At 58.0% G+C, this 19,758-nt stretch carries 18 protein-coding genes; 9 read left to right on the plus strand and 9 right to left on the minus strand.

The genetic code is table 11. The features are described 5' to 3' along the window. Positions 1 to 223 precede the first annotated feature (223 nt). Positions 224 to 511: a metalloregulator ArsR/SmtB family transcription factor gene (locus FIV03_RS23320; RefSeq protein WP_353622180.1), complete on the plus strand. Its 288-nt coding sequence runs from the start codon at positions 224 to 226 to the stop codon at positions 509 to 511. 9 nt (positions 512 to 520) lie between these two features. On the opposite strand, the gene FIV03_RS23325 is transcribed toward FIV03_RS23320, so the two are convergent. After that, positions 521 to 1,546: a LysR substrate-binding domain-containing protein gene (locus tag FIV03_RS23325; protein WP_173013921.1), complete on the minus strand. Its 1,026-nt coding sequence runs from the start codon at positions 1,544 to 1,546 to the stop codon at positions 521 to 523. A gap of 71 nt (positions 1,547 to 1,617) precedes the next feature. Here FIV03_RS23325 and FIV03_RS23330 point away from each other — a divergent pair, with 71 nt between their 5' ends. Together FIV03_RS23330 and FIV03_RS23335 are read left to right on the plus strand one after the other, a co-directional pair. Then, complete coding sequence (locus FIV03_RS23330; RefSeq protein WP_152511149.1) at positions 1,618 to 1,902, plus strand: DUF4242 domain-containing protein; 285 nt, start codon at positions 1,618 to 1,620, stop codon at positions 1,900 to 1,902. A 2-nt stretch (positions 1,903 to 1,904) separates the two neighbouring features. After that, positions 1,905 to 2,549: a glutathione S-transferase family protein gene (locus FIV03_RS23335; protein ID WP_152511150.1), complete on the plus strand. Its 645-nt coding sequence runs from the start codon at positions 1,905 to 1,907 to the stop codon at positions 2,547 to 2,549. Between the two features lie 27 nt (positions 2,550 to 2,576). Here the strand turns inward: FIV03_RS23335 and FIV03_RS23340 are convergent, their stop codons facing one another. Next, a complete protein-coding gene (locus FIV03_RS23340) occupies positions 2,577 to 3,092 on the minus strand; it encodes a CreA family protein (RefSeq protein ID WP_023003912.1) in 516 nt (171 codons plus the stop codon). Positions 3,093 to 3,228: 136 nt separating this feature from the next. Beyond that, positions 3,229 to 4,479: an MBL fold metallo-hydrolase gene (locus FIV03_RS23345; protein WP_209009766.1), complete on the minus strand. Its 1,251-nt coding sequence runs from the start codon at positions 4,477 to 4,479 to the stop codon at positions 3,229 to 3,231. A 370-nt stretch (positions 4,480 to 4,849) separates the two neighbouring features. Between FIV03_RS23345 and FIV03_RS23350 the strand changes: the two genes are divergently transcribed. Next, positions 4,850 to 5,350 (plus strand): MarR family winged helix-turn-helix transcriptional regulator, encoded by a 501-nt coding sequence (locus tag FIV03_RS23350; RefSeq protein WP_152511151.1) that lies wholly within the window; start codon positions 4,850 to 4,852, stop codon positions 5,348 to 5,350. Between the two features lie 136 nt (positions 5,351 to 5,486). After that, positions 5,487 to 6,827, plus strand: coding sequence for a DUF2865 domain-containing protein (locus FIV03_RS23355; protein WP_152511152.1), 1,341 nt, complete (start codon positions 5,487 to 5,489; stop codon positions 6,825 to 6,827). Here the strand turns inward: FIV03_RS23355 and gltX are convergent. The 5 genes from gltX to FIV03_RS23380 all read right to left on the minus strand — a co-directional run bounded on the left by gltX (position 6,790) and on the right by FIV03_RS23380 (position 13,494). Continuing rightward, positions 6,790 to 8,151, minus strand: a complete 1,362-nt coding sequence (gene gltX / locus FIV03_RS23360; RefSeq protein WP_152511153.1) for a glutamate--tRNA ligase — start codon at positions 8,149 to 8,151, stop codon at positions 6,790 to 6,792. The two genes, FIV03_RS23355 and gltX, sit on opposite strands and share 38 nt — an antisense overlap. Before the next feature lie 52 nt (positions 8,152 to 8,203). After that, on the minus strand, positions 8,204 to 9,421 hold the full coding sequence (locus FIV03_RS23365; protein WP_075281526.1) for an MFS transporter: 1,218 nt from the start codon (positions 9,419 to 9,421) through the stop codon (positions 8,204 to 8,206). Positions 9,422 to 9,599: 178 nt separating this feature from the next. Continuing rightward, positions 9,600 to 11,267 carry an NAD+ synthase gene (locus FIV03_RS23370; RefSeq protein ID WP_152511154.1) on the minus strand — a complete coding sequence of 556 codons (1,668 nt, stop codon included), beginning with the start codon at positions 11,265 to 11,267 and terminating at the stop codon, positions 9,600 to 9,602. 145 nt (positions 11,268 to 11,412) lie between these two features. Further along, positions 11,413 to 11,946 (minus strand): response regulator, encoded by a 534-nt coding sequence (locus tag FIV03_RS23375; RefSeq protein ID WP_209009767.1) that lies wholly within the window; start codon positions 11,944 to 11,946, stop codon positions 11,413 to 11,415. 165 nt (positions 11,947 to 12,111) lie between these two features. Continuing rightward, positions 12,112 to 13,494: a class II 3-deoxy-7-phosphoheptulonate synthase gene (locus FIV03_RS23380; protein WP_023003903.1), complete on the minus strand. Its 1,383-nt coding sequence runs from the start codon at positions 13,492 to 13,494 to the stop codon at positions 12,112 to 12,114. A 251-nt stretch (positions 13,495 to 13,745) separates the two neighbouring features. On the opposite strand from FIV03_RS23380, the gene FIV03_RS23385 reads away from it, so the two are divergent. Next, a complete protein-coding gene (locus tag FIV03_RS23385; protein ID WP_286202225.1) occupies positions 13,746 to 14,504 on the plus strand; it encodes a VIT1/CCC1 transporter family protein in 759 nt (252 codons plus the stop codon). A 14-nt stretch (positions 14,505 to 14,518) separates the two neighbouring features. On the opposite strand, the gene FIV03_RS23390 is transcribed toward FIV03_RS23385, so the two are convergent. Further along, positions 14,519 to 15,049 (minus strand): hypothetical protein, encoded by a 531-nt coding sequence (locus FIV03_RS23390; protein WP_209010551.1) that lies wholly within the window; start codon positions 15,047 to 15,049, stop codon positions 14,519 to 14,521. A 119-nt stretch (positions 15,050 to 15,168) separates the two neighbouring features. Here FIV03_RS23390 and FIV03_RS23395 point away from each other — a divergent pair, with 119 nt between their 5' ends. The 3 genes from FIV03_RS23395 to FIV03_RS23405 all read left to right on the plus strand — a co-directional run bounded on the left by FIV03_RS23395 (position 15,169) and on the right by FIV03_RS23405 (position 19,740). Next, the gene (locus tag FIV03_RS23395; RefSeq protein WP_152511156.1) at positions 15,169 to 16,362 is read left to right on the plus strand and encodes an aminotransferase class V-fold PLP-dependent enzyme; all 1,194 of its coding nucleotides are present in this window, start codon (positions 15,169 to 15,171) and stop codon (positions 16,360 to 16,362) included. Positions 16,363 to 16,454: 92 nt separating this feature from the next. Beyond that, entirely contained in the window at positions 16,455 to 17,996 is a 1,542-nt protein-coding gene (locus FIV03_RS23400) for a diguanylate cyclase (protein ID WP_152511157.1), read from the plus strand. Positions 17,997 to 18,192: 196 nt separating this feature from the next. Continuing rightward, entirely contained in the window at positions 18,193 to 19,740 is a 1,548-nt protein-coding gene (locus tag FIV03_RS23405) for a diguanylate cyclase (RefSeq protein WP_209009768.1), read from the plus strand. The last annotated feature ends 18 nt before the right edge of the window (positions 19,741 to 19,758 follow it).

The raw sequence follows: 19,758 nt of genomic DNA on the forward strand, positions 1-19,758 counted from the left end.
GCGCGCTCGCAGGCATTGCGGGAACCGGTGAACGTTCACCTGAAAGCGCGTGTACCTTCAAAGTTGTTTCCACTTGAAAAGAGTGGGAATCTTGTCTGAGATTGGTCGCGCACAGGACATTCCAGCCTCTTTGCTTGCAGTTTACTCCGATGTTTGGCAAGGTTGTCCCATGGACTACAAAGCACTTGAAGATAAAGCAGAATCTGCGGCGGAATTCTTAAAGATGATGGCATCCGCGCCGCGATTGCTGTTGATGTGTCTTGTCCTCGACAACGAACGCAGTGTTGGCGAACTTGCGGAAAAAACCGGCATGCGCATGCCGACCGTCTCGCAACAACTCGCCCTTCTGCGTGCGCAGGGTCTCGTCTCGACCCGTCGCGAAGGCACGACCATCTATTACCGGCTCGCAAGCGAACCGGTCAGGGACATCATGTCCGTGCTTTACAAGAACTTTTGCGCGGATGCCGAACTGCCCGGCCCAAAGCAGCTGGAAGCGCTGGACGCGGACTGATCCGCAAGGTCAGGCTTCTTTCAGCTCCAGCAAATCTCTGACTTCTTCCCGGAACGCAGCTGCCCGCTCGATAGCCCAATCGCAGAACCGCCTTTGCTGCGGCCGCATTACACGGCCACTTATCGACAGGAGCCGGTAACGATAGCCTGTCTGAACATGTTTGGCGGGACCAAAGGGCATTATCAAGTGCCCGCCAACCAGGGCGTCAAACGCTTCCGTGACACCGCAAAGCACAAGGCCCTGGCCGGACAGGGCTGCTTGCATTCCCGAACTGATCCTTGAAAAGCGTACCCCTGAAACCTTTTTGCCCGTAGTGACGCTGAAGGCTAGCGACCAGTCATGCCAGCTTGCCCATTTGGGATCAGGTGTCCTGTTGTCCAGATGCACAAGAGGCACTTTAGCCAGGCTTTTCAGCTCTTGCGAAACACCATAATGGTCCGCGAACTGCGGCGTGCAAACCGGGACAACATAGTCGCCGAAGAGATCGATCGCATCCAGTCCCGACTCGGGTGGCGGACTGTAGCGAATTGCGAAATCGAAGCCGTCGGCAGCAAGATCGATCCGCTTGTTTGATGCATTGAGCCTGAGATCAACCGCAGGATTGAGACGATAGAAATCCGAAATACGCGGCGTAAACCAATTTTCGGCGAAGGATTCAGGAAGCGTTACAGAAACCTGGTTGGCTGTGCGCACTCGTCTCATTTCCATCAAGACATCATCGAGAATGGAAAAGCCGCCTGTTAGTCGATCCTTGACGCGCAGTGCTTCATCCGTCGGCTTGGCCCCTGTCGAACTGCGCAAAAACAAGGTTCTGCCCAGATAGGCCTCAAGTCCCCTGATCTGCTGGCCGACCGCTGCTGTTGTGACGCCAAGTTCTTCCGCCGCGGCCCGGAACGTTCCTGTCCTCAGCACGGCCTCGAAAGCTCGTAATGCGTTCAAATGCGATACTTTCATACGCCTAGTACTAAAGATTTTCTTTTCACGTAGCGAGACAAAATGAGCTGACCTTACGGAAAATCGGAGCGATCCTGTCATCTGTAATCCGACTGACATTGTCACGAGGGAAGAAAAAGTTTCGCCCCATCTTCCACGGAAGGACTACCAGGATGAAGAAGTACGTTATCGAACGCGACATTCCCGGTGCCGGCAACATGAGTACCCAGGATCTCGCAGCAGCCTCACGGAAATCCAATGAAGCACTGGCAGAATTGGCGCCATTCATACAGTGGCAACATTCCTACGTTGCCGGGGACAAGACCTTCTGCATTTATCTGGCAAAGGACGAAACCACGATCCTTGAACACGCCCGTCGCAGCGGTTTTCCAGCCAACAGCATCACCGAAGTGACGTGCGAAATCGATCCGACCACTGAAAACTGTAAAGGGGCGTGAACATGCTCGCTCCCTACACCCTCTTCTGGGAACGTTTGTCCGGCGCCATCGCACCACAAGTCATGCTTGAAGAACTGGATGTCAGTCATTGTCTTGTTCATGTTGACATGACGGCAGGCGATCATCGGCAGGAAGCGTACCGGTCACTAAACCCCGTCATGCGCATTCCAGCGCTCCGGTTGCCGGATGGCAAGGTCATTGGCGAAAGTTCCGCAATAATGCTTGTCCTCGGCGAAGCGCATGCAAGCTCCGACCTTGTCCCCGCGCCGGACGATCCCGACAGGCCGGAGTTTCTGTTCTGGCTGACATCCATGGCCGCGAACGGTTACCCGATTTTTTCGCGCGCCTGGCATCCCGAACAATTCACGACCGATGCCGAGGCCAATGAGAGTGTCCGGCGGCGTGCGGAAAGCCATCTAGCGGAGTTTTTCGCTGTCATGGACGGTGCTATTGCCGGCAGTCCCTATTTCCTGGAACGTGGCTTCACCGCACTGGACATCTATCTGGCGATGCTGAGCGAATGGTCTGCGGACCGTCAGGCCTTGTTTGAGGCCAATCCACACGTCGGTGAGCTTTGCAGGGCTGTTCGGGAAAGACCTGCCTACAGAAAGGTGCTGGAAATGCACACTGCTCCCTTGGCCGCCTGACGCCCGAACAACAAAAACCAGTTGGCCTCAGTCCTGGACGAAATCACCGCATTTCGGAGGCTGCTGATCTCCCCAGGGCATCAACGGCACGGTTGAGGTCGAGTTTTTAGGACTGCCTTCAATCAGCTTGTCGGAATAGACCAGATAGACAAGAACGTTTCGCTTGGCATCGCAGCCACGGACGATCCGCATTTTCTTGAACATGAACGAGCGGCGCTGGCGGAACATTTCCTCGCCCTGTTCGAAGTTCTCTTTGATGGTGACCGGGCCAACCTGACGGCACGCCAACGATACGTCAGAGACTTCTTCCGCAACGCCGAGCCAACCGGAAACGCCACCTTTCTCCGGAACGGTGAAGTGGCAGGAGACACCGTCAACAATCGGGTCGTCTATGGCGTAGGTCGCCAACTTGTGGTCGGGCGTCAGGAACTTCCAGACGGTTGATTTCTTGAAGATCAGATCAGGCTCATCCGCCGCAAGAGCAGCGCCCACGCCTTGCAGCAGCAAAGATGCGCCAAGAGCGGCGGCGACCAGAAAACGCATTAGAAATCCTCCAGATTTTCAACCGCCCAACATGTGGGGATCACGAAAGCGCGATCAAGCGTCAGACGAAAAACAAAGCGCGCGCCCATCAGGCGCGCGCCTCATAACTTCATGTTACCGGGTTTTCGACGCGATGTTAGCGGGCGTCTTCAAGAACCTTGTCCGCGGCCGCCTTATCTTCGGGAGCCGGCGTATCTGACGGCTTTTCGTCCTCGACTATGTCTTCGGCCGATAGATCCATGTCTTCGCCGCCTTCCGGCTGCTCCTCTTCAGAGCCGAGTGCAAGCGAGGCAGCAAAATCGCTGTCCGAGACGAGATCGGATGCTTGTGCTTCTCCGCCATTTGCCGAAGCCTCTTCCGAGACTTCCGCTGCGGGTGCATCGGCGACAGCCATTTCCGCAGCAACCTGCTCCGGTGTCCCCTCACTCAGGCCGGCTGTTCCGTCCAGCGCATCGTAAAGATCGGCAATCCGTTCCCGTGTCCATATCTGGGGCTGGTCGAGGCCAAGAGCTTCGTCATAGGCCCGGGCAACGCTTATGGGCAGATGAAATTCAAAGTCGGCCTTCGAGCCGAAACGGGCAGCAAGTGCGTCACGAACAGCCTGGAAAGTATCCTTCAGACCAAGGCTCTGCTCGACACATGCAGCTGCCGCGTCCCGCAAGGTGACGACGAAATCACGGGTGGTTTCAACAGCCGTTGCCACGGCTTGCGCACCGATGGCGGATTTCCCGCGTCCCGGCATCAGCGCAGTCGGACGGAACGCCGTGATGCGGTCGAGCGCGCGCGGCCAGTCGGCCAGATGGGCATCTCCGCAATAAGGAACAGCGGCTTTCTGAACCAGATCTCCCGCGAAGATCACGCCACTTTGCGGAACCCACACGACCAGATCGCCCATTGTATGGGCGCGGCCCAGATGCATCAGCCGGACGTCCAGCCCGCCCAGGTCGATGGTCATTGAAGATGCAATGGTCATGGACGGCATGCTTACACCGGTGTTGCCGGGTAGTCCGGCGAACAGTGCCGCATCCCGCTCCCGGGCCACACGGATTTCCTCGACGCCGCGCGTTTCCATCATCCGCCTGGTCAGATCGGAAGCAATGACCTCGCCCGGTTCGAATGCCAGGGCACCAAGTGTGTTGTCTGAATGGAAGTGCGTCAGAACGACCTGTTTGATCGGCTTGTCCGTGAGCTCGCGAACCTTCTGCAGAACCTTTTCCGCAAGGGCCGGCGTTGCCTGGGCATCGACAATCAGAACACCTTTTTCGCCGATAACCACACCGGTGTTGGAACAACCATCCGCGCTATAGGCATAACAGCCGCGTCCAAGCTCTTCGAACCGTTCGTTTTCACCCGGAACGGCTTCGGACCTGTTTGTCATCTCTACCATAACGGTCTCGCTTTCCTGCCAGATGTCTGACTGCCTGTTTCGGCCTGCGCGAACTTTGCCGCGCTTTTTCCTGTTGACTGAAGCGTCTCAGTTTCGGTGTCTGATTCGCAATTTTTCACGCGCCAATTCCTTAACTATTCTCTCTTTATCAACAGATAGGTCCGCTCTTTCGCCGTATTTTGACTGCACCTGACAAAGCTCTTCGCCATACTTGCTTTCAATCCTGCTACTTTTTCGTAGCTGCCCGGGGTGTCTTTCCGGTGTTATTCAACCGGATATACTTGCTAGTCACAGAAAATGGCCGGATAACGGCATTGTTCATCTGCCTGCTCAATCAGGCTTAACGAATCTCCAAGGCGTCGACTTATCCATGTCCGATCAGCAAGGGTCCAAATCCACTGTTTCCCCAGGCAAGGTACGTTCCAAACCTGTCCTGAAGCTGAGCGCATTCCTGCCTTACAGGCTCAACCATCTGGCCGAGACCGTCAGCAGGTCCTTTTCCAGGATTTATGCCGACACCTACGGTATCGGGATTCCCGAATGGCGAGTGCTTGCCACTCTTGGCGAATACAAGGCCATGACCGCACGAGATATCAGCCAGGCAACCTCCATGCACAAGACCAAGGTCAGCCGGGCTGTCGCCGCCCTGGAAAAGCGCGACCTTATTGTGCGCGACAAGAACAGGGACGATCAGCGGGAACAGACCCTGTGCCTTTCTGACCAGGGCAATGCCATGTACGAAGAAATTGTCCCTCAAGCCCTCGCCTACAGCAAGAGTCTGGAAGACGCCCTGACAGAGGAACAGAAGTCGGTCCTGGACGAGATTTTCGACCGTCTGCACCAGGCCACCCGATCCGGGGAAAGCGACTGAAAACCTGCGTGGTCCTGCCGCTCCGCCATTAACCTAACGTGAGAGCTTTCATTGCTATTGATAGGTCCAGCAGCGATAGTGCCGAGGTCGGTTGAAGACCGATACGGCGTGGCAAAAACGCTGTAGGGGATGGGTGATGAGACGTAGCTGGTCTGCCGGGTCCAAGGTAATGGCACGCGCTGTCGCGTTTGGTGCCGGACTTGTGCTGTGCGCACATACCGCGAGCGCGGCCACCTGCTCCAGCCTGAAAGCCGAACTGCAGCGGCTGGAATCGCGTTCGACGGCACAGTCTCCCGCAGCCCAGAAATGGACCACCGCCAAGTCCCAGCAGCAAAAGGCCATCAATGCCGCAGAACGGGATGCAAACTACTTCGGCTGCGCTTCAAACGCATCCCCCAAATGCAGCGGTCTCAATGACAAGATCAAGCGCATGAAGGCCAACCTCTCTGCGATTGAACGTCAGCTTGCGAAATCCGGTGGCGGATCGTCGAAGAATGCAAAACGTGTAAGGCAGATCCGGGCCTCGCTGGCAAAACAGAAATGTGATGCCCCGACCCGCGAAGCACGCCAACAAAACGCCAGAGGTGAGGACAAGCCGCAATCTCTTCTGGCCCGCATCTTCAACCCGCAGCCGCGCGTCGAACTTGCCTCCGTAACGACGGGCGACCGAGAAATCGCTTCGGTGCGCCGGCAAGCGCGCAGCGAAACCAAGCGATATTCCCTGCCTTCCGGTGGCGCGTTCCGGACCGTATGTGTCAGAACCTGCGACGGCTATTTCTTCCCCGTGAGTTTTTCGACGGGCAAGAGCCAGTTTGCCAATGACGAAGCAAGATGTTCGGAAATCTGTCCGGCTGCGGAAACCGAACTATACGTCTATCGCAACCCGGGTGGCGACCAGGCCCAGATGATGTCTCTTGCCGGCAACCTCTACTCCGAACAGCCCTTCGCCTATCGCTACAAGAGCGAATTCGTTGAAGGCTGCAGTTGCCGTGCAACCCGGCAATCGAAGGCGCAGTCGGCCTGGACGGATCTCAGCACCGGTTCGGGGAACAGGGTATTCTTCACCGACATCAGCGCCGGCCTTCCCAGGCGGACACTTCAACCGAGCCGCGGTGGAACATACGAACACGAAGAAGACCTTCCCTCTCCGCTGGCCAGAACCCCGCTGACCAGAACGCAGCTTCCGCGCTTTGAAGATCCCGACACGCTCATGAACATGGAAAAGGGCTTCGACGTGTCGGCACGGCTTGATCTCGCCGCGACGCGACTTGAGCGCGACGAGGACAAGGTTGCTTCAAGTTCCGGATTCAAGGACGGTTTCCCGGTCCTGTCGATCCATTCTCCCAAGGATGCAGACGACGAGGAACTGGCGGCTTTTTCACCTGTGTTCAAGGCAGAAGACGACGGTTTTAGCGCAGCGCCGGACCGAAAGGCCCCTGTCAGGGTAGTCGGTCCAGAATATTTTGTCGCCCAATAAGCGGCAGCAAGGCCTTCATGTCCGGACCGTGATCCATCCCGGTCAGCACCCTGCGCAACGGCATGAACAGGCCACGACCCTTACGGCCGGTTTCAGCCTTCAGAGCAGACGTCCACTCTCCCCAGGTCTCCAGCGTGATGTCGCCTTCGGGCAGCAAGGCCTTTGCGCCTGAAACGAATTCCTGGTCTTCGTCCTCGATACGGCTTTCCACGGGCCCCGTGACGACCTGCCAATAGGCACGCGCGTCGTCAACTGTTTCACAGTTGCCACGCACGGTATCCCAAAAATCAGCCCCCCCACTGATGCCCATCGCTGCAAGACGGCTCTCCACCGCCTCGAAGGGCAGATCATGTACGAGGCGCGCGTTGAGGGACTTCAGCTCTTCCGGATCGAACTTTGCGGAGGACCGCGAAACACTGGTCAGGTCGAATTTCTCGATCAGGGCATCCATGGACGCAACCGGCTCGACCGCCTGACTGGTCCCGGTCAAAACGGCCAGGGAAGCGACCGCCATTGGCTCAAGCCCGGCCTCGCGCAGCGAACCTATGGACAATGCCCCCTTGCGCTTCGAAAGGCCTTCGCCATCGATCGTCGTCAGGAGGTTGTGATGACCGAATACCGGCGGCTTTGCCCCCATCGCCTCGAAGATGGCAATCTGGACGCCTGTGTTGGAGACGTGATCTTCGCCGCGGATGATGTGGGTCACATCCATGTCGATGTCATCGACAATTGAGGTGAAGGTGTAGAGGTACGAACCGTCCGCACGGATCAGAACCGGATCGGACATGGAGGCCAGATCGATCGTCTGGTCGCCGCGGCACAGATCCGACCAGGCGACATCCGTGCGTCTGGTTTCAAACGGGTCGCCATCGTGGTTCGGCAGGACAAAGCGCCAATGCGGCTTGCGGCCTTCGGCTTCGAATGCCGCTCGCTCTTCCGCGGTCTGCTTCAGGCCTGCACGGTCGTAGACCGGAGGCCTGCCGAGCGCTCGCTGGCGCGACCGGCGGCGTTCCAGTTCATCCGGCGTTTCGTAACACGGGTAAAGAAGGCCCGCATCTTTCAGCTTCTGCGCCGCTGCATCGTAGTTGGCGATCCGGTCCGACTGCCGCTCCTTCAGGTCCGGCTCGATCCCGAGCCAGTGAAGGTCGGTCTCGATGGAATCGGCATATTCCTGCTTCGAGCGGACGAGGTCCGTGTCATCGAAACGCAGAATGAACCTGCCGCCCATCTTCTTGGCAAAAAGCCAGTTGTAGAGCGCAGGACGGATGTTGCCGATGTGGATGTGGCCGGTCGGCGACGGCGCGAAGCGAACAGTGACGGTCATGGCGATGAGTTAGCCGGGGTTGAACCGGACGGCAACCCCAAACTACCGGACCTTACGAAGAATGTTCGGAAGACCGGTAGGTGCGTGACACGAACCCGAGCACACCGCAGAAAACGAGGCAGTAGCCCCCCATTGCCATGACCTGCAGGTCGAACGAGACGCCTTTGTCGATCAGCCAGCCGACGAGACCCGGACCTGCCGCGGAAGCAAACACCATCACCGAAAACGCCACAGACCGAATGGCCCCCATGTGCCGCGTGCCGTAAACCTCCGGCCAAAGCGCGCCCACCAGCGTGCTGTTGAAACCGTTCGAGATGCCGACAAGAAGCATGAAAACGAAAGCGGCTGCTGGCGCGTGGAAATTGGCGAGCACGAAACAGGCCAGTGTCAGGGGAACAAGGGTGAAAGGCAGCAACTGACGCGCGGAAAACCGGTCGATCAACGGACCTATCACCAGGGAAGCACAGACCACCCCGGATGCCATCAGCAAAAAGGCGCTTGCAAACAGCTCCAGCGTCCACCCCCTCAGTTCCACCAGATAGACCTGGTGGAAGAAGATTGCCGTTCCGATAAAGGCCGGCGCGTTGACACCGCAGTTGACCAGCCAGAAGCGGACATCGCGAAGCGCTTCCCCCCGCGTCCACTGGCGGCCTTCCGGTTTGGCAGAGGCAGTTTCGAGCGCGGAAGGGATGCGGTCCTTTGCCAGGAGCGTCAACAAGACCGGCAAGGCGACAACAGCCAGCACGATGGCCGATACCGTCCAGGCACCGCGCCATCCGAAGGCATTGGCCAGGACGACGAAGCACAGCGGAAACAGGGCTTCTGCCGTCGGAAAACCGAGAACGGCGATCGACACCGCCCGGCCCCGCTGTGCGGTGAACCATCGTCCGGCAGCGGTCACCGACGTGTGGGTCATCATGCCCTGCCCGCACAGCCGGAGGCCATAAAAGGCAAGTCCGACCATCCATACGGAAAACGTGTTGGCCATCGCCAGGCAGAACAGGGCGAGACCTGTCATCACCACCGCTGCGATCTTCTGTACCGGGAAGTGATCAAGGCTGCGACCGACATAAGGCAGGGTCAGTGCGCTGCCGAGGGTCGCCACCATGTAAAGCAGGCCAATATCACCGTGACTGAGACCAAACTCCGCCCTGAGGTCCCCCGCCGAGAGCGAGATGAAAAACGTCTGCCCGAAGCCGGAAAAGACCGCGAGCAGGTAACTGGCGGCAAGCCAGCGGGCGTTTTCACGCAGGAACGAGAAATAGGTCATCGAGGCAAAAGCCCACTTTCAACAAACGACTGACGATCCACAAAACAACCCACCCTACGGAAGCGTGTAGCGCTGTCTCGAAGGATGAGGCGATAGCTTTCTGCCACGCCCGTTCAAATTCAAACGATCAGATTCTGCGAAACATCCGCCAGGCAGACGCCTTTCAAGGCACTGCCCCTCAAGAGCGATCGCGGAACCTGTTGGTGATGGGATATCGCCGGTCCTTGCCGAAGTTGCGCTCGGTGATCTTCACCCCTGGAGGCGCCTGCCGGCGTTTGTATTCGGCAATATAAAGAAGATGTTCGATCCGGTGGATCAGTGCCCGGTCGTGACCGCGTTTTTCAATGTCGCCCACCGACATCTCGTCTTCCACCAGACATTCCAGGATGTCGTCGAGAACATCGTAAGGCGGCAGGGAATCCTGGTCTGTCTGGTTTTCACGCAGTTCGGCAGTCGGCACCTTGGTGATGATATTGGACGGGATAACCTCTCCCCCCGGACCAAGCAGCCCTTCCGGCAAGTTGGCATTGCGCCATGCGGCCAGATGATAGACCTGCGTCTTGTAGAGATCCTTGATCGGATTGTAGCCACCGTTCATGTCGCCATAAAGCGTGGCGTAGCCGACCGACATTTCCGACTTGTTGCCGGTGGTCATGACCATCCGCCCGAACTTGTTGGACACCGCCATCAGGATGACACCACGCGCGCGCGATTGAAGGTTTTCTTCGGTCGTGTCTTCGTTCGTGCCGGCAAACAGATCGCTCAGTGCCGATCTGAAGCCTTCAACCGGTTCGGAAATGGGCACGGTGTCATAGCGGATACCCAGCGCGTTGGCGCAGGCGGCCGCATCGGTGATGCTTTCCTCCGAGGTATAGCGATAGGGCAACATGATCGCATGGACCTTGTCGGCACCGAGCGCATCAACCGCCATTGCCGCGCAGATGGCCGAGTCGATACCACCGGAAAGACCCAGTACGACCCCCGGAAAGCCATTCTTGGTGACGTAGTCTCCAAGGCCCATGACGCAGGCACGCCAATTCGCCTCATCGAGTTCCGGAAGCCTTGCAAAAGTGCCGTTCTCGCAAACCCAGGTCTCGCCCTCGCGCTTCCAGTCACTGATACCGAGAGCTGCTTCAAACTGGGGCATCTGGAATGCCAGCGAGCGATCGGCAAGAAGCGCGAAAGAACCGCCGTCGAAAACAAGCTCGTCCTGCCCGCCAAGCTGGTTGCAGTAGATCAGCGGCAATCCGGTCTGGACCACACGCGAAACAACAACCTGCAGACGGTGCTCCGCCCGGTGTTCCCAGTAGGGAGAGCCATTGGGAACCAGCAACAGCTCCGCGCCGGTTTCCTCCAGACACTCGCAAACCTCGTCGTTCCAGATGTCCTCGCAGATCGGCAAGCCGATGCGCACCCCGCGGAAGTCGACAGGTCCGGGCAACGGGCCGGCAGCAAAAACCCGCTTTTCGTCAAAGACGCTATAGTTTGGCAGGTCGTACTTGTAGCGAACGGCCTTGATCTCACCCTGGTCCAGCAGCAGGGCGGCGTTATAGACTTTGCCTTCCTCGCTACGCCATGGAGACCCCAGCACGATGCCCGGACCGCCATCTGCGGTTTCACCGGCAAGGGTTTCGGCCGCCTCCATGCAGCGCCTGACGAAAGCCGGTTTCAGAACAAGGTCTTCCGGCAAGTACCCGGCGAGCATCAGTTCGGAGGTCAAGACAAGGTCTGCCCCTTGAGATGCGGCTTCCTGACGGGCCTTGCGAACGAGCTCTGCGTTGCCGGCCACATCGCCAACAGTCGGGTTTAGCTGCGCGACAGCCAGTCTGAAACGGTCTGAAATCATCGGAAAATTACCAGGAAGTGACATTGCTTTCTGGTGTAGCCGCTAGATCGGCGAACGTCCAATCTGAATTTGCATACGTCCAGAAGTAGATTTGCCGGCCACCTGTCAAAAGCCCGGTCGTGACGGACCATGCCCGAAGGCAGCGTCAGAGCAAGGCGAGCCCGGCTTGATCGGCTGAAGGTTCCGATACTGCCGTGGACGAGATGTCCGTAACATTCAGTTTGCGCAGCGGCTGCTGATGCCCGGGGCCCAGAAGACCTTTCGAGCGCCCATGCATCTCCTGCCGTTCAAGGATTTCGCCGATGTGACGGTATAATATTGCAGGAGCTATCGGTTTGGCGACGAACCCGTGAATACCGATCTCGATGCCTTCAAGGATTGTCGCGCGCTTGGCATGGGCAGTCACGATCAGAACCGGCGTGGTGCTGATCACAAGGTCCCTGTCGGCACGAAGGATGCGAAGAAATTCATTGCCGCCAAAGGGGCTCATCACCCAGTCGCAAAGCACAATGTCCGGCTTGCGGTCGACGACCATTTCCAGGGCTTCCGCACCATCACTGGCTTCATAGGCCGAACGGATGCCGAAACCCGCCAGCACGGAGCGGAGGATCGAGCGCATATGGGGATTGTCTTCCGCAACCAGGCAGGAAACCTTCGTCAGATCCCACTTATCGCGCACAACTCAAACTCCCCACTACACCCGTTTCCCTGAGAAGAAGGTATGCGCGTCGAGCGTTAAGCGAGGCTTACCTCAGGGCACGTTCATCCGGAAAATTCCGGAAAAAACGCAAAAGGGCGGCAAATGCCGCCCTTTCAGATAACGTAACGGAAGAGGCAATTCTCTTTATGCGCTTGCCGCAAGCGGCTCGACCTGCCGACCGTCGCGTTCCTTCTTCAGGTTTTCCGCGATCAGGAATGCAAGCTCCAGCGCCTGATCCGCATTGAGGCGCGGATCGCAATGGGTGTGGTAACGGTCGCCGAGCTGGTCTTCGGTCAGGGCCCGCGCCCCGCCCGTGCACTCGGTCACATTCCGGCCGGTCATTTCGATGTGAACACCACCGGCATGCGTGCCTTCCGCCCGATGAACCGCAAAGAAGGCTTCAACTTCTTTCAGGATCCGATCGAACGGACGGGTCTTGTAACCGCCAGCGGAAATGGTGTTGCCATGCATCGGATCGCAGGACCAGACAACCGTCTTGCCTTCCCGCTCGACGGCGCGAACGAGCTGCGGCAGGTGGTCGAACACCTTGTCGGCGCCGAAGCGGGCGATCAGCGTCAAGCGGCCCGGTTCGTTTTCCGGGTTCAGGATGTCGATCAACTCCAGCAGGCCATCCGGTGACATGGACGGGCCACACTTGAGGCCGATCGGGTTCTTGATACCGCGGAAGAATTCCACATGGGCATGGTCCGGCTGACGTGTCCGGTCGCCGATCCAGATCATGTGGCCGGAGGTCGCATACCAGTCACCCGAGGTGGAATCGACGCGCGTCAGGGCTTCTTCGTAGCCAAGCAGCAGAGCTTCATGGCTGGTGAAGAAATCGGTCGACCGAAGCTGCGGAACGCTATCGGCGTTGATGCCGCAAGCCTTCATGAAGTTCAGCGACTCCGAAATGCGGTCCGCCAGTTCCTTGTAGCGATGGCCTTGCGGGCTATCGGAAATGAAGCCGAGCATCCAGCGATGAACCTGGTCGAGGTTTGCGAAACCACCCTGCGCGAAAGCGCGCAAAAGGTTCAGCGTGGCTGCCGACTGGCGATAAGCCATGGCCATGCGGCCCGGATCCGGGATACGGCTTTCCGGTGTGAAATTGATGTCGTTGATGATGTCGCCGCGGTAGCTCGGCAGCTCGACGTCACCCTTCTTCTCGAAATTGGAAGAACGCGGCTTGGCGAACTGACCGGCGATCCGGCCGACTTTCACAACCGGCTGGCTGGCGGCATAAGTCAGCACGACGGCCATTTGCAGGAAGACGCGGAAGAAATCACGGATGTGGTCGGGGTGATGCTCGGCAAAGCTTTCGGCGCAGTCACCGCCCTGGAGCAGAAAACCGTTGCCCTGCGCGACATTTGCCAGCTGGCTTTTCAGCGCACGTGCCTCACCTGCAAAAACCAGCGGCGGATAAGTCGACAGGCGCTGTTCAACATCCGCCAAAGCCTCTTGATCCGGGTATTCCGGAACCTGCAAGATCGGCTTCGATCTCCAGCTGTCCGGGCTCCACTTCTCCGCCATACTTCCTACTCCTCACTGGACCCGCAGGTTCGTTTCACACCCTAGATCACGCGGTCCGCGACATTTTCGTTCGTTTGGGCCTGCCAATTGAAGGCAAACGTGCGGCCTTATACACTTCATGGGCCGCCAAGGCCACAGGGCAATCCCCCAAAATATACCCTGTTTCAAGGATCATTTTCGCCACTTCTGCGTAGACACGAAATCCTCGCCTTTGAGGCGGATCATTGCGGGTGGTGATCCAGGGATGCATCGTGCGTGAAACCACACAGGATGACCTCATGCCGACACCTCGTCTGGAGCACAGCCACAGGCCCGATGACATCGCGAACCGGCTCGCTTCCGGACCGGACGCAAGCTACCTGAGAGACTGGGTCTACGGCGGCATAGACGGCGCCGTCACCACCTTTGCCATTGTTGCAGGGTCCGTCGGCGCGGATCTTTCTCCGACGATTATCCTCATCCTGGGAGCTGCCAACCTGTTTGCCGACGGATTTTCCATGGCGGCAGCCAACTACACCGGTTCCAAATCCGAAATCGAAGATTACGCGCGCCTCAAGGCGGTCGAGGAAAAGCACATCGCCGTGGCACCAGATGGCGAACGGGAGGAAATCCGGCAGATTTTCCGCGCCAAGGGTTATGACGAACCAGACCTGGAAACTCTGGTCGAGCTGGTTTCCTCCAACAAATCCATCTGGATAGAAACCATGATGCAGGCCGAATACGGTCTGTCGAACACGGCGCGATCGCCAATGAAGGCAGCGCTTTACACCTTCGCCGCCTTCGTTCTGTTCGGCTCGATCCCACTGCTGCCGTTCGTCATTCCGGTGCCAGCCAGTGCAGAAACCGCGACAATCCTCACGATACTCGCCTTTTTCACCATCGGCTCCCTGAGGGCGCGCTGGTCGCAGCGGCATTGGTTTTCCTGCGGGCTGGAAACAAGCGCAATCGGCACCCTGGCCGCGGGCATTGCCTTTGCGGTCGGATACGGCCTGCAAACGCTGCTCGGCTGACGGTTCGATAATGCCTAGGTGGCCGGGGAAAGAAAGTTGACCCCGAGGTCTTTCAGCTTGCTGTCGATCAGCTTCGCCACTTCCGGATCGAGCACAATCTTGCGCGGATAGAGCGGATTTGCCCGGTCCGGCAGTACAGGCACATGCCAGCCGTCAGTCGTTTCCAGAAAATGGTCGATCCCTGCTTCGCCCCAGAAACGGTGGAACCCGGCCAGAACGCAATCCAGGTAACTTTGCAGGATCGGATGTTTGTCCGTGCCCCAGCGGCAATGTTCTGGCGCCGCTCTGAATAGAAACAGTTCGTCGGGCCCCGGCCGCATTGACGCGTCGCAACGAAATGCGCCGCCGACAGCTTCGACCTTCAGGTATCGTTTCTCGCGCAGTTCCAGCTCGGCAAGGCGGGTCTTGGGTTCACGCGCCATCACCCCCATGATGCGTGATCCTTCCTTTTCGCGTACAGTCAGGGCGCAGCGCCCCTGTCCGTCCGGGCTCTCGCCGCACACCTTCCATTCCCGCACCCAACCGTGAAGGGTTCCGGGCGTCACTTCAACGCCAGCAGGAATAGTGTCAATATTGACTAGGGAACCATAACCAAAATATGTGATCGTCATCTGGTGCTTGTCTAGTGCTTGTATGTTTTTCTTAGATTGTTTCCGAGGGTATCATGATCGTTCCGTCTCTTACCCAGCAGGATATCGACCTCATGAGGGACGATACTCCGGGTGTACGTCAGCTCATTCACTTTAACAATGCGGGAACGGGGCTGGCCCCTACGCCTGTTCTTGAAGCAGTTAAACAGCATCTCGATCTTGAAGCGACCCTCGGCGGATATGAAGCCGCGGCGGCTGCCAAGACCGCAATGGACACCTTTTATACGTCTCTGGCAGCCTTGATCGGCAGCAAACCGCAGGAAATCGCCTATATCGAAAATGCCACCCGGGCCTGGGACATGGCTTTTTACGGCATCGACTTCCGCGAAGGAGACCGGGTTGTCACCGGCCGTGCCGAATATGTCTCCAACTACGTTGCCCTGCTGCAGATGAAACGCCGCAAGGGGATCGAGATCGATATTGTCGAGGACGATGAATTCGGCCAGATCGACCTGAAGGCCCTGAGGGCTGCGATTGGCCCGAAGACGCGGCTCATCGCCCTAACGCACGTCCCGACCTTTTCCGGACTGATCAATCCTGCTGAAGAGGTTGGAGAGATCGCGCAGCAAACGGGGGTTCTCTACCTCCTCGACGCGTGTCAGTCCGCAGGGCAGATCCCGCTGAACGTCGACGAGATCGGCTGCCATATCCTGTCCGGCACCGGGCGCAAATATCTGCGCGGTCCGCGCGGCACCGGATTTCTCTATATCAGTGACGCCGTCCTTGACCAGGTGGAACCGCCGTTTGTCGATCTTCAGGCAACGGAGTGGATCGACGAGGATCGTTATGAACTTGTTCCCCACGCACGCCGTTTCGAAACCTGGGAACGCTATGTCGCGGGGCAGATCGGCCTGGGTGTTGCCGTCAGCTATGCCATCGGCTTCGGCATGGAGCGGATCGGCAACAGGATCTGCGGGCTTGGCGCTCAGCTCCGGTCTGAGCTATCTGCACTTCCCGAGGTAACCCTTCACGACAAGGGCCAGCGCAAGGGCGGCATCGTCACGTTCTCGCTGGCCGGTGAAAGCCCGGCACAGACCAAGCTTCGGCTCGGGCAAGCCGGTATCAACGTTTCGGTCAGCCAGGCCAGCTCAGCTCGGATCGACTTGCCGCTCCGGGGTCTTGATGCCGTGGTGCGGGCGTCGGTTCATGCGTTCAATTGCGAAGAGGAAATTGAACGCTTTGTTAAGTGTCTCGGTAGTTTTCGCTAGGTGAGCCCCCAGGAAAAGCGCCTCCCCCACCCGGTGTTAAAGTTCTTCGGCTAAACAGCTGTCGCATCCGGATAAGAGGGGATGGCGGTTTCTTGTTCCGTTTGAAGAAAAAGACATCTGAAGCAACACACCCAGGACTGGAGGCTCCCGAAGCCGGCCGGCGGATCACTGTGTGGATCTACAGCCTTGCCGCGCTCGTGATTTTCCTGTCGACCGCTTCCCTCACCTTCATTGCCCACATGGCCTGGGGCGAGGCCGACAGGCGCGCCCTTGAAGCCGAGCAGATGCGCCTGACCAACACCTTGAAGGACATCCACCGCCAGGTCGCCCGCGACCAGGTGACGATGGCTCAGTGGGACGATACCTTCAACGCCCTTCAGGCCCCTCTGGACCGCGAGTTCATCGAAGACGAACTGATCGGCGACCTTTGGGAAGATTTCAACCTCGACCGGACTTTCGTCGTGATGCCGGACGGGACCTTGATCGCGCAGGCAATCAGGGACGATGTCCTGATTGAAAATCGGCAATTGCCGGCCGAAAATCTTGTTCGGAAGCTTGCCGAACAGACGGCTGCGGCTTTCAGGAAGCGGCAGGACGGTTCCAACTCGGTTTTCGCCGAATGGTACATGCCGCAGTCCGCGTTGCTGGAAACGTCTCAATCCGCCTTTGCCCTGATCGACGGATCCCGAGCATTCCTCAGCGCCATACCGGTTCTACCCGATGAAGGTCATGTCCGGCTGGAGGGCGACTATCCGGCAATCCTGGTCAATGCCGTCTACATAGATCAGGACTGGCTGACCGGACTGAACGAACAACTCGGCTACAGGGATTTCCGGTTTTTTCCCGGTGAACCTGAACGCAAGCACCCAACGAATTACCTTGTGCAGGCGGCAGACGGGTCCACATTCGGCTATTTCAGATGGGACCATTCCAAACCCGGTCGCGAAATCTGGATCATGGCCCTGCCGCTGATCGTCCTGTTGGCATCCATCATCGCAATCGTCGCCTTCGCGCTTGCAACGAAGATCAGCCGTTTGTCGGCCTCGCTTGAAGAAAGCGAACGGAAGAACCGCCACTTTGCGCGACACGACGCTCTGACAGGACTGCCGAACCGGCATCATTTTTCCGACTGCCTCGCTTTCTCGCTGGAAGGCCTGCCGGATCGTGGATTTGCGATATTTGCCTGTGATCTCGACCGCTTCAAACCGGTGAACGACACATACGGGCATGAAGCCGGTGACCGGGTCATCTGTACTGTTGCCGACCGAATGCGGCTTCTGGTCGGCAAGGATGGTGTCGTCAGCCGGATTGGAGGAGACGAATTCATTGTCCTCTTCACCAAGCATACAGACAGGGACAGGCTTGCAGCACTGGCCGACGAAATCCGCCGGTCGATTGCCGAGCCGATAGACATTGGTGAGGGGCAGCAGGTCGACATCGGTGTCAGCATCGGCATTGCCAGCGCGCCAGAGTCCGGCACGAGTGAGAAAGACCTGATCCGCATGGCCGACATGGCGCTTTACCGGGCGAAGGACAAAGGCCGAAATGCCTATGAATTTGCAGGCCCGCACAGTCTCGAGGCTGCCAAGGCCCGCAAGCAGATGGACCTGCAAGCATTTCCGGCTTCGCGCTAACGCGCACTGCCGGAAGCATCAAATTACATTGTCATTAATACTATAAAACACGGAGTCCATCGTGAATATACCTCACTAAAACTCTCAAGTTTTTTAATACTCCCACCTCCTGTTAAGGTATTCGTTGATACAATCACTTTACTCTTTAGTGGCAAGAATTCAGAATAACAGGAAGAGACCCAATCGGGATCGCAACTTGACCGAGTTTCGGCGTAGATATAGCGACCAAGCCGCGAAAATTCCCCGGCAGCATATTTCCCGGCTGGCGTTCCTGCTTGCCGGATTGCTGATTGCCGTGACGTCCGTTTCGTTGCTGTTCGTCGGTTTCGTTGCCTCTCAAGCTTCCCGGCAGCAGGCCATCGCCAACGAGGAACGCCTGTTCCAGAGCACGCTTGCAGATCACCTTCGCACCATCGTTCGCGAGCAGATCGGCATCGCGTCGTCGGACCAGTCGGTGCTCAAGCTGGTGCGCAATTTCGATCCCGACTACGTTCGAAGCAGCTTCGACACCCTCTGGTCAACCTATCGCCACAGCAAGGTAATGCTGATTTCCGGAAACGGAGACGTTCTGGCTGAATCCTTCGCCGATTATACTCATATCATCCGGCGTCCCGTCTCCGAAACGCCGGAGCTTGAAATTGTTCATGAAAAACTGAAGGCGCTTTACCTGCAAAACCGCGTGCGGGTGCCTGGCGGTTTCGGTCACAAGTCCCTGCAAGGAGCAGATCCCGGGGAATATGCTGTCATGGGTTTTGTCCATATCGACGGCAAGCCGGCCATTTTTGGCGCGATGCCGATCATTCCGGACGACTATCAAGAGACCTTGCCCGACGGACCTCCCACCGTGCTGCTGTCAGCCCATTATGTTGACGCCTACCTGCTCGGCCAGCTCAACGCGCAGCTGAATTTCGCCAATTTCGGTTTTGAGGAAAATGCAGGCGTGCCCGGCAAAGGGCCGCGCCATCTTGTCAAGGATCAGAATGACGACCCGCTCGGAACCTTTCGCTGGGACAGCCAGACCGTCGGCGAATCCATCTGGCCAACCATCGTCCCTGTCATCGTGGTGCTGAGTGTCGCCCTTGGCGCCCTCGCCTTCGGCATTGCCTGGCGGATCGGCCAGCTGACCACATCGCTTCAGGCCAGCGAACACCAGAACAGGTACCTGGCTCTGCACGATACGTTAACGGGGCTCGCTAACCGCCTGCAGTTCAACCGTGTCCTGGAATCCTCGGTCAAAACCCTGCCGGACAAGCCCTTTGCCGTCATTCACTGCGATCTGGACAAGTTCAAGGCGGTGAACGACACCTTCGGACATGCCGCGGGCGATATCGTCATCAAGACCATGGCGGAGCGCCTGAGCAAAGCAGTCGGCAAACCCGGTCTGGTCTGCCGTATCGGCGGCGACGAATTCATGGTGATCTATCGTGGAAGTGTTGTGCGGGAAACCTTGAGCACGCTTTGCCGGGCCCTTGTTGCTGCCGGCGAATTGCCCGTACCGATCTCAAGTGGCGATATTGCGCAGATCGGCCTTAGTGTCGGCATCGCGATCGCCCCGGAGGACGGAACAACTTCCGAACAACTCGTCACCCGTTCGGACGCCGCGCTATACCAGTCGAAGAAACTCGGCAGGGGCCGGTATTCCTTCTACTGCGATTCACTCGATCTGGAAGTTGGACCGGACGGCGTGTTGACTGACCCTGAAGACGAGCTGCTGCGCCGGACAGCGTCGGGACCTGCAGAATGAAGCCGCTGCGGGACAAGT

Source organism: Labrenzia sp. THAF187b (assembly GCF_009363375.1).
Lineage (GTDB): Bacteria > Pseudomonadota > Alphaproteobacteria > Rhizobiales > Stappiaceae > Roseibium > Roseibium algicola.

What these genes read in the sequence shown, in the direction of transcription:
- FIV03_RS23320 (WP_353622180.1), top strand. Translation starts at nt 224, where the DNA reads ATGATGGCATCCGCGCCGCGATTGCTGTTGATGTGTCTTGTCCTCGAC.
- FIV03_RS23325 (WP_173013921.1), bottom strand. Translation starts at nt 1,546, where the DNA reads ATGACAGGATCGCTCCGATTTTCCGTAAGGTCAGCTCATTTTGTCTCG.
- FIV03_RS23330 (WP_152511149.1), top strand. Translation starts at nt 1,618, where the DNA reads ATGAAGAAGTACGTTATCGAACGCGACATTCCCGGTGCCGGCAACATG.
- FIV03_RS23335 (WP_152511150.1), top strand. Translation starts at nt 1,905, where the DNA reads ATGCTCGCTCCCTACACCCTCTTCTGGGAACGTTTGTCCGGCGCCATC.
- FIV03_RS23340 (WP_023003912.1), bottom strand. Translation starts at nt 3,092, where the DNA reads ATGCGTTTTCTGGTCGCCGCCGCTCTTGGCGCATCTTTGCTGCTGCAA.
- FIV03_RS23345 (WP_209009766.1), bottom strand. Translation starts at nt 4,479, where the DNA reads ATGGTAGAGATGACAAACAGGTCCGAAGCCGTTCCGGGTGAAAACGAA.
- FIV03_RS23350 (WP_152511151.1), top strand. Translation starts at nt 4,850, where the DNA reads ATGTCCGATCAGCAAGGGTCCAAATCCACTGTTTCCCCAGGCAAGGTA.
- FIV03_RS23355 (WP_152511152.1), top strand. Translation starts at nt 5,487, where the DNA reads ATGAGACGTAGCTGGTCTGCCGGGTCCAAGGTAATGGCACGCGCTGTC.
- gltX (WP_152511153.1), bottom strand. Translation starts at nt 8,151, where the DNA reads ATGACCGTCACTGTTCGCTTCGCGCCGTCGCCGACCGGCCACATCCAC.
- FIV03_RS23365 (WP_075281526.1), bottom strand. Translation starts at nt 9,421, where the DNA reads ATGACCTATTTCTCGTTCCTGCGTGAAAACGCCCGCTGGCTTGCCGCC.
- FIV03_RS23370 (WP_152511154.1), bottom strand. Translation starts at nt 11,267, where the DNA reads ATGATTTCAGACCGTTTCAGACTGGCTGTCGCGCAGCTAAACCCGACT.
- FIV03_RS23380 (WP_023003903.1), bottom strand. Translation starts at nt 13,494, where the DNA reads ATGGCGGAGAAGTGGAGCCCGGACAGCTGGAGATCGAAGCCGATCTTG.
- FIV03_RS23395 (WP_152511156.1), top strand. Translation starts at nt 15,169, where the DNA reads ATGATCGTTCCGTCTCTTACCCAGCAGGATATCGACCTCATGAGGGAC.